A 15417-nucleotide genomic window follows, 5' to 3' on the forward strand; every position below is an offset into this window, starting at 1 on the left:
TAAAAATGGAGTGATCATATGATCGTTATGATTAATGGAGCGTTCGGTTCCGGTAAAACGTCAGCAGGAAAGATGCTCCGACCCTTGATCGACAATAGTATGATATACGACCCAGAAGAAATAGGCTATATGATCAGAAAACTCATTCCGGAGGAATGTATGGATGAGAATGAGCGTACGGGCTAATGCGGAGATGAATTTGGAGGCTGGCAGTATCAACAAGCGCCGAAGGTTGTTCATGCTCTGAAGGATGATAAGTTTGGCATACACCTGATAACGGATAGATAAAAGTAAAGAATGGTGGTGTGAGTCTCCTTGCTCAACTTACAGAAAACGGAGAATACAACATTCAATGAACTGAATGATTATGTTTTACGGGTTAAAAATGTGCTATCTACTACAGCAGCTGCAACTTGCATTATTCATCATGACCGAATCGTGAATGAATGGTACTCAGGGGTACATAGTAATTCCACAGGCAGTCGAATAGTGGATGAGGAATCTCAATTTCATGTGGCATCGGTTCGAAAGACATATTTAGGACTTGCCATCAGTCTTGCCTTATATGAAGGGAAGATTTGCAGCATAGATGATGATGTTGCCGACTACTTGGATGATGTGGATACCTTGGTAGCGGGAAACACAACGATAAGACATCTGCTAACACACACCCATGGTTTAGGTGATCTGCATCATCGATTGTTTTTGCCAGGGACGGACTGGAAATACAATAATGTTGGAGTCAATCTGCTCATTAATATCATTCAAAAATTGTATCAGATGCCACTATCTCAACTACTTGAAGATCGTGTTTTTACACCCATGGGTTTTAGTCATACCGGTTGGAGAAAGGAACCAAATGAAAAGTTAGTTTGGCTCCTCAATGAACAATATAACGATAATCAAGGCGATGAAGCCAACTTATTTGTGAGTACCAAGGAATTGGCCTACTGGGGTTATTTGCATTTGAAAAGGGGCGCTATGCATGGGCAGCAAATACTGCCGAGAGGAGTTTTTGAGCAAGCGACGACAATCATTAGTCCTCCAGATCTCGGACACCAATTACCGAGAAACGGTTTCTTTTGGTTTGTGCAGGATGAGCCGCGTGCTATGACGGAGCTCGGGGATGAGCTTCCATCCGGTTCTTTTCAATCCTTGGGCATCACCGGCTGTGCCTGCCTTGTCATTCCGAAGTATCAAACGGTAGCGGTGAGAATGTACAATCAAACCGGGCCCAATCCAGCAGGATATGATTATCTAGAGGATATCAAAACATTTGGAAATCTGGTTAACAAATGCGCCCAAGATCTATAATCCCTGAAATTCGATCTACAGAATGATAGAAGGATATAGACAGTGGCGAAAGGAGGACAGCCCTATTATGGAAGACGTTTCGGAACATAATCAATCGCAATCCATACAATCCCTCCAATCAACCATTCTTAAATCCGAAAATGCCCTGGCTCAGATGACTCAGAAAGGGGCAAATACGACTTTAATAGAAAAGAGACTTAAGGCACTCCGTATTGGTTTGTCCATACTTGAACATGTGTGGAATCACAAACCTCATCCATATACCCTGGGAGATGTGACTGAAGCTCGCAGTGTTCTTACGGGTTTAATGCCATCCATTGACAACTCACTTGCTAAGGCTAAGGAAGGCAGTCCTCAGAGAACTCTTCTAATAAGGAGAATCCAAGCATTGGAACTGGCTGTTCAGGCGATGGATGATCTAATGAAGGAGGAACACCAGTGAACAGTTACTATGGAGAACTTTGCACGAAGATATATGAAAGCGACAAATCGTTAGCCGAAGGAAGAGAGCTTGATTTTTACCTTTCGTTTGCTGACAGAAAAGATATACATGTGCTTGAACCCATGTGTGGAAATGGTAGAATGTTGATCCCTTTTATGCAGCGTGAAATACAAATAGAGGGATTCGATATATCCGAAGATATGCTTAAGGTATGTAAAGAAAAAGGTGAGCGATTAAATCTGAAGCCTCATGTATATTATCAAAAGATTGAAGACTTTGTAAGCTCCAACCAGTTCGATTTAATTATGATTCCATTTGGATCGTTCTCGCTGCTTCCCAGTGAATTAGTGAACCAGAGCCTGGCCAATCTGCAATCTGCGCTTAAGGCGGAAGGTAAACTTCTATTGACGATTATGTTAAAAGGGAACGACGTGCAAGAGATTCCAGAATGGAGAGAAACGGATCGGAAGGTTGTAAACGATGAATTAATTGTCTTATCTAAAAAAGTTCAGTATCGCAAAGAGCAATCCATGCTCGTAACGGAGCTGAAATATGAGTTAGTCAAAGACGACAAAATTGAAAAGACAGAAGTCATGAACTTCCCTCTTCGTTTGTATGATATGAAGGAGTTTGAAGATATTCTTAGAGCAAATGGTTTTCAACATATTCATTTGCATGAAGTGAAGGATGGGTATGGGGAAGGCACCTATTTTCATGTGTTTGAATGTTCCTTGTCCGATCTTAGCTAGTGAGTAACTTAAGTAATCATCTATTATGGTCAAATGATTGAAAGGAGTGATGTGGTATGAAAAACATGAATTCAAGCAGCATTGACAGAGAACTAAGAGGTGTTTGGATTTAACACAGGGGAATGACGACGTGGTTCCTCTGCGTAATTTGGGTAGGAGGAATCTAATATGGGAATTAGTCTGAAGCCTGTAACCGCTGACAACTGGTATAGTTGTACCCAATTGGAAGTAGCAGCGCATCAAAAGCAAGTATTTCCGGCCCCGGTCGTATACTGGATTGCTGAATCCAAGTTTGTCACTGATTTTCAACCAATGGCGATATATTTCGGTGCAACTATCATTGGTTTTCTTGTGTATTGTACGATACCGGATCATGAAGGAAACTACTGGATACCAGCTCTAATGATTGATGGACAATATCAAGGAAAAGGTTATGCAAAAGAATCGATGAAACAATTGATCACATTAATGAGAGAATCATTGAACTGCCAAAAAATCATGATCGGACATAGAGCAGAAAATGCTGCTGCAGGTCATGTATATGAATCTCTGGGATTTAAAAGAGTAAGTGAAGAGTTAATTGACGGTGAAGTCGTTCGTGTTCTGACCTAAACGAATGGATTAAGGATCCGAAAATTCAAGGGTTGCTGTTAGAGAAGTTAATTAGTGAGCATGTAGATCTCCCTAGTGTCATCTAAGGGAGATCTACATCGTAAATGCGATAAAGAATAACGAAAGATATCATACTGGAAAATTGGGAGATTAATAATGAGTAGAAGTCTATATATCATATCTGGGCCCGCAGGGGTTGGGAAATCCACAACTTCAAAAATGCTAGTTCAAACTTTAAATAAAAGCGCGTATATTTCTGGAGATGAGGTTAGTCATTTCCCAGTGAAAGGACGGGGTAAACCCTGGTTAGACAAAGAAACAAACGACTTGACATGGAAAAACATATCCTCTTTGACAACGAATTTAATAGATTATGGTTATGATGTAGTTGTTGACTATGTGGCATTTCCAGAAGACATCGATGGATTGATAAAAGAATTAGCAAATTATGATGTGAGGATAGTGTATGTGGTATTAATGGTGGATCGTCAAACCATTATGTATAGAGACGGTCTAAGAGCGATAGAAAATCAAATGAAAGAAAGAAGCATAATACTGCTCAATGAATTTGAAAACAATCCCAATCTAAAAGAAGCGAATAAATTATATACAAGCAATTATACGGAAGAACAGCTACCTGAAATCGTTCATGAAATTATTAATAACGATAAGTACAGTTTGAGATGATTTGAGGAGTTCTAGTCCTAATAAGGAGGTATTACATTGTCTAGTCCTAATTTGCTCGTTCGTGAAGCTGTGAAAGAAGATATACCATTTCTGATAGAATTGAATGACCAATTTAATGGAGTTCGTCGAAGCCGGGGAGAGGTGGAAACGGACCTTTTAAATGGAAGAGAAGTTATTGTAGTAGCTGTAATGGAAGAGCAAGTCGTTGGATTTACATGCGGACAGATCTATAAATCGTTTTGCTATGCAGAGCATCAGGCTGAGATCACTGAAATGTACATACAAGAATCAGCACGCAGGAATGGATTGGCCGGAATGATGATTGAACGATTGGAAGGAATATTTAGAGAATCTGGAGTGGGAGATATCAAAATTCTGACAGGAAATAAGAACACTAAGGCGATAAAAACATATGAAAGAGCAGGTTATGACCGGGAGGATGAATTCGTATTTGCCAAGGAATTGAAGTGAATTTCCAGAATTGTATTTAAATATTTCTAAAGGAAGGCGGGTTGAAAAGTGTTACGATACCATTTTTTCCCCATGACCAAGGATAGAGCCTTGCAGATTTCAAAGTGGCAGTACGAATATCTGTATTCAATGTATGACATGGATAGTAGTGAGGACAGCATTTTGGAGTTGATGAATGGAGAATATTATTACGCGTTAGATGAACACGATGATCTGATTGGTTTTATATGCGTAGGCGAATCAGCACGGGTCCCAGGCGGATATGCAGTTGGTATCTATTCAGATCTGAGGAAGTTAGACATTGGTTTGGGATTGAAGCCTGACTTGACGGGAAACGGCAAAGGTCAGGGGTTTCTATCACAGGTCCTTTCATTTTTGAACAATCAATCTAGTGGTCGTGAGTATCAATTAGTCGTTGCAGCATTTAATGAGAGAGCTATCAAGGTGTATGAGCGGATTGGGTTTGTGAAAGAAACACATTTTATGAGTAAGTATGAAGAGAAGGAATTAGAGTTCATTTCAATGAGTTACATTAAGAAAAATGTGTAAAGGGATATACCAACTTTAATCGTTTTGGAGGTTGTTATGGTATCGGTTAAATTACACACAGATAAGCCTATCTCGCCATCCGATCTAATGAGTCTATATCACGATGCTGGTTGGTGGCCTTATCGGGACAAAGACGGGATATTAAAATTACTTTCGTCTGGTATAGCGTTAGGAGCTTGGGAAGATGACGTTTTAGTTGGTTTCTCTAGAGCTATTTCCGATGGAGTATTCCGAGCATATATAGAAGATGTTGTTGTATTAAGTAGTTACCGAAATAAAGGGCTAGGTAAACTAATGATTGAATGGCTTCTGGAGGAGTTGAAGGTTGATGTCATTAGTTTATTTTGCAGTGAAGATTTGGCTGGCTTTTACGAGGAGACCGGATTTAAAAAGACAAAACAAATTGTGATGCACTATAAACATTAACAAGATTAGCAAGGATTTATGAGTTTTCTAGAAAGGAGACGTACAAATGCAAGGTTATAATGTCCTCATGATTTACAACAAAGATATGGATAAGCTGCTTATGTGTAAGCGATTAAGAAATCCGTATAAAGGTTTGAGTAATCTGGTCGGAGGAAAGATAGAACAAGGAGAAACTGGCATTACGGCAGCTTATCGCGAACTTTTTGAAGAGACCGGAATATCGAGTAAAGATATTGTTTTACATCATTTAATGGACTTCAAATACTACGTTCAGGAATGTTATGTGGAGGTGTATGTTGGCAAGCTAAAACATGATTTAGCGGTCTTTGGAGATGAAAATGAATTATATTGGTCCGATCTGAATGAAGATTTTTTTGATATGTCGGTCTTTGCTGGTGAAGGGAACATCGGGCATATGATTGAACAAGTTAAAATGGCTGAGGGTCAAATTTTCACAGACCATCATGATAACTAGGGTTTCATCACTTCTGGATGATTTGAAGAGATCTAATTAATCACTGTATTCATAAGGAGTTTATATGATAAACGATGCAAGGCTTGAGTTCATACTAAGTTCAAGAGAATATCTACAACACCTCCCTGAATTGCTGGAAGGAATTCAAGATATCAATTGGCCTAAAGCATATCGTATCGTTGAATTTTTGAATAAGCATGATGTGGAAGTAGCTCCTCATGTGAAAACAATTTTATTAACTGAGGATACGGTATGGAGATACTGGATGCTTACCGAACTGGTCTCAAAGTGGTCAAAAAATACGGTTGAAATAGTAAAAAGTGAACTTCTTGTCATTGCGGATGTATTGGATATTTATGAAGAGACCGATCTAGAGTCACTGAAGATTCTTTTAACAAAGGAAATCGTGGACTGGCCTGATGTTAGGTCATTAGTGGTAGCAAAAGAAGAAACAATACATAGTGGATTGTCAGGCTTCACGACAGAACAAATAGAAGAATTTAAGGAGCTTGAAAAGCTTAGACAGGAAATCATACAAACGGACACTAGCTTAATTCTACGATTTGTCGAAGAGAATGAGCAAGCATTGAAAAAGAAAGATAAATATGCGACATTATCGAATTACTTTGTTTCATTAGAGGAATTAAAAAACAAACATATTAGCACGGAGTAAACATCAAAACCATTGAAAATCATTCTATTTATCCCATGTGGAGAAGGATGTTATGTCTTACAAAGTATTCATACACTAGAGTTTTTATTTAAGTTTGCCAAATGTATAAAAATGGAATAAAATGAGGTTTGGAAATCAAACGCCCCACCTAGATAAGAGGCATCTCAGGTCGGGGCGTTTATTCGTTTACTAGAGGGGAGATTGCTGTGGAGATAGCATCCGAGGTAATTGAAAGTATGTTAGTTAAGTTTAGATCTGAAAGGAAATGGACTCTTCAAGCGATTGCCCAACTATCGGAAGAAGATATTAATTGGGCACCAAATCCAGATAGTAATAGTATTGCGAACCTGATTTCTCATATTCGCGGATGCGTTCACTCAAGAATCGAAACAATCTTCTTAGATATCGTAGATACAAGGGACAGAGATAAGGAGTTTGAACGAGGACTTAAATTGACTAATGAACAGGCTTATAACATGACCAAGGAAGCATTTGATATCGTCATTCAATATCTGGAACATCTCAGTTCTAACCTGCAATTGTTGTTATCTCAACCATTCATCAATCGCCCGACACTTACATACAGCCAAGTAAACAATGAGACAACGGTTCTGAATTTAATGATAGCGATGGTTAGAGAGATACACTATCACACCGGACAAATTATATATGCAGCAAAGATAAGAAAAGGAGAACTAAAATGGCAGTACGATTAAACTAAATACTTAGGAGGGTGAAATGAGTAGAAGAAAGAGGATTGCAGAAATAGCTGAAGAGATGGCTTCAAGGCCGTTGATCGGAAATGAAAAGAAATGCGGTCCGGATTTGGAGCCAATCTTGAGATACTTTCCCAGGGAGGACAAAAGTATAGGTTTCGATTGGTGCGCTGCATTTGTATACCATTGTTGTACTCAGGCCGGTGTGAATTTACCTGTTCGATATCCAGAACCCGTCACACGCAATTTTGCATGGGTAGAAGCGTGGTTAGAGTGGGGTCAGTTGTACGGCTTTTATCATCATATAAGTGACCGTTCTTTCGTTCCAGCACAAGGGGACCTAATCATTTTCGACAACATCGTAGGGAATGGTCCGAATGATCATATCGGAGTGGTGCTAGAATTTAAACAGGATAAGGTTATAACGGCAGAAGGGAATTTTAACAATAAATCAGGAATATTTCATAGAAGGCCAGATCAGATAAATGGATATATAAGAATCGATGATAAATATGAATATGTTTGAAAATGTGCTTTATTGAAGATGGAACTTCGCTTAACAGAATATTTGCGCTGTGGGCATTCGGCACTTAATTGATGGTGGGATTAATTCTCACCAAGAGACGTCTGTTCAGTAATAATGATGTGGATACAAAATTATGAAATGTATAGGTGGTCAAAACATGAATTCAATTCTTAAGCCATATGTATTGAATGTGGAATTATCCAGTGATCTAAATCAAAATATTCACTCATTCTTCAAAGCACATAATGATCAAGAAACCCTGAAACACACATTAGACGTTGCCACAGAAGCAAAACGAGTAGCGGGATTATTTGGAGCCGACCCTGAAAAGGCAGAACAAGCGGGGTTATTACATGATATTAGTAATGTGGTTCCAATTAGTGAAATGTTAGATCTGGCCAAGGCATTATCGATAGAAATCATGGATGAAGAATATAAGTATGATAGAATCATTCATCAGAAATTATCTAAAGCTATGGCAAAAGAAATATTTCAAATCAACGATCAAGAAATATTAAGTGCAATCGAATGTCATACCACGCTTAAACCACAAGCAAGTTTACTGGATAAAGTACTATTCATTTCAGACAAAATATCTTGGAACTTACCAGGAGAGCATAGTTACTTGCAAGAGATACGAACTAAAGTAAATGAATACAAACTCAATGATGGAATACTCATCTATCTGAACCAAGTATGGGAACAACGTTCCAAGCTTAAATTAGTACATCCCTGGCTTATAGCAGCTAGAGAAGAATTGATAGAAATGAATCGCTAACGAAAGGAGAATAATATGCCTCAATTTCCCGTATTAGAGACAGATCGTTTCGTATTAAGAGAGATTAAACAAGAAGATTCAAATGATATATTTCATTATTTTTCTTCAGATGAAGTGACGAAGTTTTATGATGTAGAGAGTTTTACAAGTGTTGAACAAGCGGAAGAGCTCATTCATAGATGGAATGATCGGTTTAATCAAGAACAGGCCATTCGCTGGGGAATTACTTTGAAATCGGAGAACAAGGTGATTGGAACATGTAGATTTCATGGTTGGGTGAAAAATCATTACAAAGCTCACATAGGCTATGAATTAGCACCTGAATATTGGGGACAAGGGTATATGACCGAGGCGATCCAACGGATCATTGAATTTGGATTTAGCGATCTTGCATTAAACCGAATTGAAGCCTATGTAGAGCCACAGAATACGGGATCCAGAAAGTTGCTTGAGAACATTGGATTCAGAGAAGAAGGAGTTTTAAAGGAACATTATTATTGGAAGAATCAGTTTGTGGATACGGTTATCTATGCCCTATTGAAGAATCAGTTTCTAAATCCTTAATTAGAAGATAAGATTGAATATCTAGAATAACTGAGGCATAAAGAAATTACTTGTTGGATTTGTCTTTGAATTTCCTTCCAAGCAGCTTAATTATCAGAGTAAATGCGATAGCATAAATAGTTATTATCCCAACAAAAAATAAAGCTAAAAACGATAAGTTCATACAAACACTCCTAGTCATTTGTAAATACATTTTATAACATTTATTATAAAATAACATAATTTTATTCGGTAGTGAACTAGTTAGATGATCCATAGCATGTTATCCTAGCTTGCATATTTCAAGAAGAAAGGAATAAACCATGATAAAACCAAATGGGGACATACAAGCTGTTTTTATGGACAGAGATGGAACCATCGGTGGCACAGGTCACTTTATTCATCCTAGAGATTTTGAATTATACACTAAAGCACAAGAAGCTATAGCACTTCTAAAGAGAAATGGAATTAAGGTATTTGCAATAACGAATCAGTATCGGATATCTCGTGGAGAGGCAACGATCCAAGAGTTTGAAGAACATTTTAGTGAATATGGATCGATTAATCCTATATATGCCCACATGAACAAAAATGCAGCTGCCGAAAACCCAAACCGGGCATGTTGTTGGAGGCTTCACAGCAGCACCATCTAGATTTATCAAGATGTATCGTTATTGGTGACGTTGGTGATACGGAAATGCTTGCTGCTCACGCTGTTGGAGCCACGAGGGTTCTTGTAAGAACAGGCTGGGGAGAATCGTCATTAAGTGGGCGGAAACGGAACCTGATTACATAGCAGAAGATATTTTAGATGCCGTTCATTGGATCGTCCAAGCCAAACTGAAGAATTAATAGGAGAGAGTATTCATGAAATATCTTACAAAAGATTGGTATGAACTTTGCCAACAAACACATCTTCACTTTGGTATGCGAGTACACAGCGGAGCTCAACAAATGGATGAAGAGCTTTATCTACGATTATATAAAAGAAAAGAGAAAGAGCATGTAAAGTTTCAACGCGATGTTTACAATGTTGACCCTCGTTTTATGCTGGAGCAGGATGGTGCGGTTCTTGTGCGTGCGGAGAAATTTATTAGTGGTGATGAGGTATCGGAAGAAGATACAATGGTTTATCATATGCCGGCTGAGGAAAGAGAGCATATAGAGAAGTTAATTGCAGATTATGATGCGAGGCCACCTTTTGATGAGTTAGGCAGCAAACAAGAATTTAAAAGTAATCTGGAATGGAGTTGCCAAAACAAGGTTGTACAACTACCGAAAGAGATCTATGACCAAATTGCAGATATTCGTGTATTTTCCCTGGGTTATTGCACTAAAGAGGTCATGCAGCAGTTGAAAAAACAGAGCAAAATAAATGAAGCTCAAATGCAGCTGATTTCGAAGGAATATAGGGAGGCGCAGCTAGCTGAACCTATTCCTGAACATATTCGTAACCAGGTCCATTTTCATGATTGCACCGTGACGGAATTGGTCTCGGATTCGGACTTGGTCATACGATTCGATACCCGAGGAGGGTTTACGAATTTAAATAAGATTACGTTTATTGCACCTGAGATCATCAAGCAAGAAGGGAACATCGTCGGTAGGTACTGGCTGTATCAAGAACTGTATTGTATCGAAAATGGATATGAACTACATATGCTTTTTGATGGTGAAGAAATGTCTGAATTGATTATCCAGTGCCAAGATATTGTTGTAGAAGAAGAGTAACACAGAACGAAGTGTGAATGATGTCAGTTGTAGCATTTTATAAACTGTGTCTAAAGGGGGGGACTGAAATTGAGTATGTCGGATTACTATAAGAACCTTAGAGCTAAGATTGGGAATGAGCTCATATTTATGCCAGGTGTGGCTGGTATTATCCGAAATAAACAAGGAGAGATCCTATTTGGACGTAAACACAATGAATCAACTTGGGGCTTAATTGCAGGGGCAATTGAAATTGGAGAAACACCGGCTCAAGCGATGATTAGAGAAGCATTGGAAGAGACAGGTCTTGTCATTGAGCCTGAAAAAATCATTGGCGTCTACGGCGGAGAAGGTCAACGTTTTACATATCATAACGGTCATCAAGTTGAATATCTAACCATTGTATTTGAATGCAGAATCCAATCGGGGCAACTAACATCAAATAATGAAGAGATGAAGGATTTGAAATTTTTCCCTGAGCATGAACGTCCACCTTTAGTCAATCATTACCCGGATTATATTTTCAGTTCCAATCAAGAAGAACGAGCGCATTTTGATAGATAATTCAATGAACTTATTTGCTAAGAAGATGGATGGAATCGAGATTGAATGGACGACCAGTACGTTTGGATATGTATCGATTCCGGTATTTGTGACAGGCATTGTGGTCTATTTCTTTCCCGATATTCTTTATAAACTATTTGTTCTGATGAGATATCGAGGAATAAAGCCGAATAGCGAATTTGAAGAAAACTTGCCGAGCATGGAACTCCCTAAGACGATCGAAGTGATATTAAAAGCATTAGGATGCATCATGGTAATTCTGGGTTTCATATGGTTCTGGTTTTCAGAAGAATTTTATCGATTGTGGTTTGAAGAATACTGACCGATTTGCATCAATAAAGTATAAGGAAAAGAAACTACATTAGATGTGGGGATGTGAATTGGTGATATTGTTGTCTTCGATATTGTTTTCTGTCCTAATTCTGATTGTCATTCTCTTTCAAGTGGCACTCGCTGCAGGTATGCCGTGGGGAGAGGCAGCGATGGGTGGGAAGTTTCCCGGGAAATATCCGACATATATGCGTTTTTCCTGTTTGTTGCAGATCACCATTCTCGTATTCATTGGTTTAGTTGTACTGAGTAGAGCGGGGGTTCTATTGCCTGAGTGGTCTTCATTTGCAGATACAGCAATTTGGTTTATTGTTGGGTATCTGGTGCTGGGGACAATCTTGAATCTGATAACACGCAGCGTGTGGGAACGAAGAATCTGGGCTCCGGTAACGCTACTGCTCCTTATTACCAGTTTGATTATTGCCTTATCTTAACAATGAGTGGAGTTATACCAAGGGCCCTGGCTTGTATGCCTAAGGGCTCTTTAATAGTTTTGAATCGTGATTTATACTAATGGTAGTTTCACCCATACAGAGAAAAGAACTACGGAGAGGAGAGGCGCTATTATGCCTATCTACTACTACATTGCAGCAGTATTACTGGTGGTTGCAGCCTTGGTGATTCGGCGCAGGATCAGGATTTTTCGTTCAAAAGGAAGACGCAGAAGACACACGAGAGTTACGTATAGACGCAAAAAATTACCTTTGAATCTGGGACTGCGTGATGACATTTCCTACGATAAAACCGTTCAACAATTGGAGAAGAGCTTTAATAAACATTTTTCGAATAAACTTAAGCTCCGTATGGAGCAGGAATATCCTCACATGAAAAAGCTGGAGTATCGATGGAAGCTGCTCGAGCTAAAAAGATACTTCGTTATGGCTTCTCTGCTGAAACAGGTCCCGATGTTTAGCGATGAGGTAGACGAGTTATGGCACGAAATGCTGATGTTTACCAAATCCTACGCTGATTTTTGTGCAGAATTTATGGGTTCTACGGTACATCATGAGCCAGCAGTTACCCGCCATGAGAATCCAGGTGCACGTGCATGGTTTGACTGGGTGTACTGTCAATTATTCGAGTTCACTCCGTATAGCTCCGCAATCTGGGGGGAGTTCTTCAGCTACCCGATATCCGGTGAACTGCAGAAGTTGATCGCTCAGGGAGATCGAACTGAATTAGTAAATCAATTTTTCCACACGAGACGCATGCAGGAAGATCCTGAAGCTGCACAGGTCATTTCTTATCTGCTTGATAGGCTGCAGAGATCGGCAAGTCTAAACGAACAAGAGCTATCCCTCGAATCCTCAGGTTCGGTCGATGTGGCTCTTATCATGGCAAGTGCCATGGTATACCATTCCATGTATCATGAGGCAACGTACGGAGTGCACATGGGTCGTCTCGAACAGGAACTTATCCCACCGGAAAAGGCAGCCCAAGGTGCTTCGTCAAGCAGCAGTTGTTCAAGCAGTTCCAGCTGTTATGCCGATCATTGTAACGACAGCAGCGGTTCCTCGGGAAATTCCGGTTCATCGTGCAGTAGCTCCTCTTCCGATTCTTCCTGCAGCTCATCCAGCTGCTCATCTTGTGGCGGAGGCGGAGATTAATTTAGGAGGGATCGTATGACTGAAAGATTTCATTTGGAACATGTTGGCGTAGAAGACCCTGCAGATGAGAATCGGGTGTCTGGTTATGGGAAGCTTGAGTTGTTCCAATCTGAGGTGGAGTATCGCTTTAATACGGAAGACATCAGTTTAGAAGAGGCAGAGCTGTATATCCATGATGTGCTGAATCGCTTGCCGGATGACACGATTAACCACATATGCAACCGGGCATCTGAATGGAAAACAGAGAAAATGATGAGTGATACGGCGGACTATTCTGCGGGTTTGGCCGAAGCGGAGGGCAGGGGGGTTCTGGCATTCATGGCGGTTGGCGAAGTTGAACTTTATCGGAATCCGGCTGATCCGAAGGATAAGATCCTGGGAGCCATACTAGGTGGCAGCACCGATTGGGACACGGAGAATGGCATGGAAATAGTTATGCTTGGTAATCAAGTCCTTGAAGTGCGTGAGCATTTGGGGTATGGCGAATTTGCCATTTGGACTGAATCTGATGAGTAGGAGTAAGGACAGTTAAGGAGCGATTAACATGGCGAATACCATTGCAATGCCGAAAAATATTGTACCTATGATCGAATCCATCGGAATGTCCAATGGGTTAACATCAGTATTTATAGAAGTGCTCTCCATCAGCGGCTCGATGCTCGCCAAGACGAACCGTGAGAGGGAAATGACCATCTGGCTGGCGCAGCAGGATCAGTCCGTCGTGGGAATCGGAACGGTTGGCTTCGACATTGATGAGATGCCTTGGACCATAGATACCTTTGAAGAGGAAAAGGATTTTATGCTCCGCATGATTGCATATGCCATTACTGAAGCGGGGTGGGAGAAGTTAAGTTATAAACCGCGAAAAGAGTCAGTCAAACCCTGCTTGGAGCAATTACAGACCATGATTCATGCGTTCAATAGAGACGACGTTAATCTGGACAATTATCTGGAGTGGTCCGAGATTGATGAGGATGATGATCGACCGACAATCCCGCCAGGTTACCCGAAATGCGTAAAACATGAAGTGTATTTGTCTTGCCATGGCTGCGTTTTATGTAACAATGGAAGTTAGAGAACTTCTAGGCCAGCTGGTTAGAGCTTTCACTCTGTTATTTCCATGTCTTATGTATTCCCAGATACATTATGTTTTTTGTCTCTAATACATAACAACCAAATGGTATGAAAGTTACACAAAACAAAAACAGGGCATTCCCTTGAGGGAATCAGCCCTGTTTTTGTTTTAATGCTATACTTTGCACCATTCTCAATGGTGATGATGTGCGTGCGCATCGGGTGCGTCACCTTTAACCGTGCATAATACTGAACTGTCGTGGAGGTGGTTCTCGGACTCCACCTGCAAGGTGACATGCTTGATATCTTTGTGCTCCAGCATATGTTCAATTTTCTGCACAAGTGTTTCAGCTTCATAGATGGTCAATGTTCCATCGACTACAATATGAGCGGTTAGTGCATTCAGGTTACTAGTGATGGACCATACATGCACATCGTGAACGCCGTGGACACCGTCAACTTTTTTAATCGTTTGCACAAGATCATTGACATCCACATTCGCCGGAGTGCCTTCCATCAAAATATGCAGGGAAGACTTCGTTACGAAGAACCCGCTTCGCAGCACCAGCACGGCCACGATTACACTTGCGAGTGGATCTGCCCAGCCCCAGCCGAAGAACATCATCAGCAGTGCTGCCGCAATGGCCCCGATGGACCCAAGCATATCGCTGATGACATGCAGGTAGGCACCTCGCATATTGAGGTTATTTTCCGTGTCGCTGCCGCGCATCATAATCCAAGCAACGAGAATGTTCACGAGCAATCCAACGATGCTGATGATCAGCATACCGAACGTGGCTACTTCCGGTGGATGAATGAAGCGGCCGATCGCTTCGTAAAAGATGTACAGGGAAATGGCAATTAAGGTAATTCCGTTTAAGGTAGCAGCCAAGATCTCAAATCGTCTATATCCGTAGGTTTTGCCAGTATTGACTGCTTTTTCACCAAAGGTAAACGCCAGTAAGGCAATTCCCAGAGCGACTGCGTCTGACAGCATATGTCCTGCATCGGAGATGAGGGCCAGACTGTTGGTCACAAAGCCGCCTACAGCTTCTACGATCATGTACAGCGTAATGATAATGAAGGAAAACAGTAGCACTTTCTTGTTATTGGGATGAGCATGATGGTGTCCATGGTCGTGATTGTGGTGTTGTCCGGACATACGAGATGA

Annotated in this window: 24 protein-coding genes; 23 read left to right on the top strand and 1 reads right to left on the bottom strand. The window is 40.5% G+C overall.

The features are described from left to right. Positions 1 to 315: 315 nt before the first annotated feature. From MH144_RS23590 to MH144_RS23695, 23 genes are all read left to right on the top strand, one after another. Entirely contained in the window at positions 316 to 1314 is a 999-nt protein-coding gene (locus MH144_RS23590) for a serine hydrolase domain-containing protein (RefSeq protein ID WP_239304688.1), read from the top strand. Between the two features lie 67 nt (positions 1315 to 1381). After that, a complete protein-coding gene (locus MH144_RS23595) occupies positions 1382 to 1756 on the top strand; it encodes a hypothetical protein (protein WP_239304689.1) in 375 nt (124 codons plus the stop codon). Next, positions 1753 to 2505, top strand: a complete 753-nt coding sequence (locus MH144_RS23600; RefSeq protein WP_239304691.1) for a class I SAM-dependent methyltransferase — start codon at positions 1753 to 1755, stop codon at positions 2503 to 2505. The genes MH144_RS23595 and MH144_RS23600 overlap by 4 nt, the downstream gene beginning before the upstream one ends. A 168-nt stretch (positions 2506 to 2673) precedes the next feature. Further along, positions 2674 to 3117, top strand: coding sequence for a GNAT family N-acetyltransferase (locus MH144_RS23605; protein WP_239304693.1), 444 nt, complete (start codon positions 2674 to 2676; stop codon positions 3115 to 3117). A gap of 156 nt (positions 3118 to 3273) precedes the next feature. Next, on the top strand, positions 3274 to 3804 hold the full coding sequence (locus tag MH144_RS23610) for a P-loop nucleotide/nucleoside kinase family protein (RefSeq protein ID WP_239304695.1): 531 nt from the start codon (positions 3274 to 3276) through the stop codon (positions 3802 to 3804). Between the two features lie 36 nt (positions 3805 to 3840). Continuing rightward, positions 3841 to 4275 (top strand): GNAT family N-acetyltransferase, encoded by a 435-nt coding sequence (locus MH144_RS23615; RefSeq protein ID WP_239304697.1) that lies wholly within the window; start codon positions 3841 to 3843, stop codon positions 4273 to 4275. 72 nt (positions 4276 to 4347) lie between these two features. Further along, on the top strand, positions 4348 to 4824 hold the full coding sequence (locus MH144_RS23620) for a GNAT family N-acetyltransferase (RefSeq protein WP_239304699.1): 477 nt from the start codon (positions 4348 to 4350) through the stop codon (positions 4822 to 4824). Positions 4825 to 4860: 36 nt separating this feature from the next. Then, positions 4861 to 5250, top strand: a complete 390-nt coding sequence (locus MH144_RS23625; protein ID WP_239304701.1) for a GNAT family N-acetyltransferase — start codon at positions 4861 to 4863, stop codon at positions 5248 to 5250. Positions 5251 to 5296: 46 nt separating this feature from the next. After that, on the top strand, positions 5297 to 5725 hold the full coding sequence (locus MH144_RS23630) for an NUDIX hydrolase (protein WP_239304703.1): 429 nt from the start codon (positions 5297 to 5299) through the stop codon (positions 5723 to 5725). 64 nt (positions 5726 to 5789) lie between these two features. Next, the gene (locus tag MH144_RS23635) at positions 5790 to 6398 is read left to right on the top strand and encodes a DUF5071 domain-containing protein (RefSeq protein ID WP_239304705.1); all 609 of its coding nucleotides are present in this window, start codon (positions 5790 to 5792) and stop codon (positions 6396 to 6398) included. Between the two features lie 206 nt (positions 6399 to 6604). Beyond that, on the top strand, positions 6605 to 7114 hold the full coding sequence (locus MH144_RS23640; RefSeq protein ID WP_239304707.1) for a DinB family protein: 510 nt from the start codon (positions 6605 to 6607) through the stop codon (positions 7112 to 7114). Positions 7115 to 7136: 22 nt separating this feature from the next. Next, positions 7137 to 7640: a CHAP domain-containing protein gene (locus MH144_RS23645; protein WP_239304709.1), complete on the top strand. Its 504-nt coding sequence runs from the start codon at positions 7137 to 7139 to the stop codon at positions 7638 to 7640. 157 nt (positions 7641 to 7797) lie between these two features. Further along, positions 7798 to 8418 (top strand): bis(5'-nucleosyl)-tetraphosphatase (symmetrical) YqeK, encoded by a 621-nt coding sequence (gene yqeK / locus MH144_RS23650; RefSeq protein WP_239304711.1) that lies wholly within the window; start codon positions 7798 to 7800, stop codon positions 8416 to 8418. Positions 8419 to 8433: 15 nt separating this feature from the next. After that, the gene (locus MH144_RS23655; protein ID WP_239304713.1) at positions 8434 to 8982 is read left to right on the top strand and encodes a GNAT family N-acetyltransferase; all 549 of its coding nucleotides are present in this window, start codon (positions 8434 to 8436) and stop codon (positions 8980 to 8982) included. Between the two features lie 302 nt (positions 8983 to 9284). Then, positions 9285 to 9614: a hypothetical protein gene (locus tag MH144_RS31020; protein WP_343226101.1), complete on the top strand. Its 330-nt coding sequence runs from the start codon at positions 9285 to 9287 to the stop codon at positions 9612 to 9614. Beyond that, positions 9581 to 9757 (top strand): HAD hydrolase-like protein, encoded by a 177-nt coding sequence (locus tag MH144_RS31025; RefSeq protein WP_343226102.1) that lies wholly within the window; start codon positions 9581 to 9583, stop codon positions 9755 to 9757. Before MH144_RS31020 ends, MH144_RS31025 begins: the two co-directional genes overlap by 34 nt. Before the next feature lie 71 nt (positions 9758 to 9828). After that, positions 9829 to 10692 (top strand): DUF4085 family protein, encoded by an 864-nt coding sequence (locus tag MH144_RS23665; RefSeq protein WP_239304715.1) that lies wholly within the window; start codon positions 9829 to 9831, stop codon positions 10690 to 10692. 69 nt (positions 10693 to 10761) lie between these two features. Continuing rightward, positions 10762 to 11235 carry an NUDIX domain-containing protein gene (locus tag MH144_RS23670; protein WP_239304717.1) on the top strand — a complete coding sequence of 158 codons (474 nt, stop codon included), beginning with the start codon at positions 10762 to 10764 and terminating at the stop codon, positions 11233 to 11235. A gap of 4 nt (positions 11236 to 11239) precedes the next feature. After that, entirely contained in the window at positions 11240 to 11557 is a 318-nt protein-coding gene (locus MH144_RS23675; RefSeq protein WP_239304719.1) for a hypothetical protein, read from the top strand. A gap of 61 nt (positions 11558 to 11618) precedes the next feature. Beyond that, positions 11619 to 11999, top strand: coding sequence for a hypothetical protein (locus MH144_RS23680; RefSeq protein ID WP_239304747.1), 381 nt, complete (start codon positions 11619 to 11621; stop codon positions 11997 to 11999). Positions 12000 to 12131: 132 nt separating this feature from the next. Further along, on the top strand, positions 12132 to 13172 hold the full coding sequence (locus MH144_RS23685) for a glycine-rich domain-containing protein (protein ID WP_239304721.1): 1041 nt from the start codon (positions 12132 to 12134) through the stop codon (positions 13170 to 13172). Positions 13173 to 13187: 15 nt separating this feature from the next. Beyond that, the gene (locus tag MH144_RS23690; protein ID WP_239304723.1) at positions 13188 to 13688 is read left to right on the top strand and encodes a DUF6985 domain-containing protein; all 501 of its coding nucleotides are present in this window, start codon (positions 13188 to 13190) and stop codon (positions 13686 to 13688) included. 28 nt (positions 13689 to 13716) lie between these two features. Next, on the top strand, positions 13717 to 14247 hold the full coding sequence (locus tag MH144_RS23695; protein ID WP_239304725.1) for a hypothetical protein: 531 nt from the start codon (positions 13717 to 13719) through the stop codon (positions 14245 to 14247). A gap of 192 nt (positions 14248 to 14439) precedes the next feature. On the opposite strand, the gene MH144_RS23700 is transcribed toward MH144_RS23695, so the two are convergent. Beyond that, a complete protein-coding gene (locus MH144_RS23700; RefSeq protein WP_239304749.1) occupies positions 14440 to 15408 on the bottom strand; it encodes a cation diffusion facilitator family transporter in 969 nt (322 codons plus the stop codon). Between the last annotated feature and the right edge of the window lie 9 nt (positions 15409 to 15417).

This window comes from Paenibacillus sp. ACRRY, from assembly GCF_022346995.1.
Taxonomy (GTDB): domain Bacteria; phylum Bacillota; class Bacilli; order Paenibacillales; family Paenibacillaceae; genus Paenibacillus.

Excerpts from the sequence above, each read along its gene's own strand:
- MH144_RS23620 (WP_239304699.1), top strand. The coding sequence starts at position 4,348 with ATGACCAAGGATAGAGCCTTGCAGATTTCAAAGTGGCAGTACGAATAT.
- MH144_RS23645 (WP_239304709.1), top strand. The coding sequence starts at position 7,137 with ATGAGTAGAAGAAAGAGGATTGCAGAAATAGCTGAAGAGATGGCTTCA.
- MH144_RS23605 (WP_239304693.1), top strand. The coding sequence starts at position 2,674 with ATGGGAATTAGTCTGAAGCCTGTAACCGCTGACAACTGGTATAGTTGT.
- MH144_RS23635 (WP_239304705.1), top strand. The coding sequence starts at position 5,790 with ATGATAAACGATGCAAGGCTTGAGTTCATACTAAGTTCAAGAGAATAT.
- MH144_RS31025 (WP_343226102.1), top strand. The coding sequence starts at position 9,581 with ATGTTGTTGGAGGCTTCACAGCAGCACCATCTAGATTTATCAAGATGT.
- MH144_RS23625 (WP_239304701.1), top strand. The coding sequence starts at position 4,861 with ATGGTATCGGTTAAATTACACACAGATAAGCCTATCTCGCCATCCGAT.
- MH144_RS23695 (WP_239304725.1), top strand. The coding sequence starts at position 13,717 with ATGGCGAATACCATTGCAATGCCGAAAAATATTGTACCTATGATCGAA.
- MH144_RS23690 (WP_239304723.1), top strand. The coding sequence starts at position 13,188 with ATGACTGAAAGATTTCATTTGGAACATGTTGGCGTAGAAGACCCTGCA.
- MH144_RS23655 (WP_239304713.1), top strand. The coding sequence starts at position 8,434 with ATGCCTCAATTTCCCGTATTAGAGACAGATCGTTTCGTATTAAGAGAG.
- MH144_RS23700 (WP_239304749.1), bottom strand. The coding sequence starts at position 15,408 with ATGTCCGGACAACACCACAATCACGACCATGGACACCATCATGCTCAT.
- MH144_RS31020 (WP_343226101.1), top strand. The coding sequence starts at position 9,285 with ATGATAAAACCAAATGGGGACATACAAGCTGTTTTTATGGACAGAGAT.
- MH144_RS23610 (WP_239304695.1), top strand. The coding sequence starts at position 3,274 with ATGAGTAGAAGTCTATATATCATATCTGGGCCCGCAGGGGTTGGGAAA.
- MH144_RS23595 (WP_239304689.1), top strand. The coding sequence starts at position 1,382 with ATGGAAGACGTTTCGGAACATAATCAATCGCAATCCATACAATCCCTC.
- MH144_RS23665 (WP_239304715.1), top strand. The coding sequence starts at position 9,829 with ATGAAATATCTTACAAAAGATTGGTATGAACTTTGCCAACAAACACAT.
- yqeK (WP_239304711.1), top strand. The coding sequence starts at position 7,798 with ATGAATTCAATTCTTAAGCCATATGTATTGAATGTGGAATTATCCAGT.
- MH144_RS23685 (WP_239304721.1), top strand. The coding sequence starts at position 12,132 with ATGCCTATCTACTACTACATTGCAGCAGTATTACTGGTGGTTGCAGCC.
- MH144_RS23675 (WP_239304719.1), top strand. The coding sequence starts at position 11,240 with ATGAACTTATTTGCTAAGAAGATGGATGGAATCGAGATTGAATGGACG.
- MH144_RS23630 (WP_239304703.1), top strand. The coding sequence starts at position 5,297 with ATGCAAGGTTATAATGTCCTCATGATTTACAACAAAGATATGGATAAG.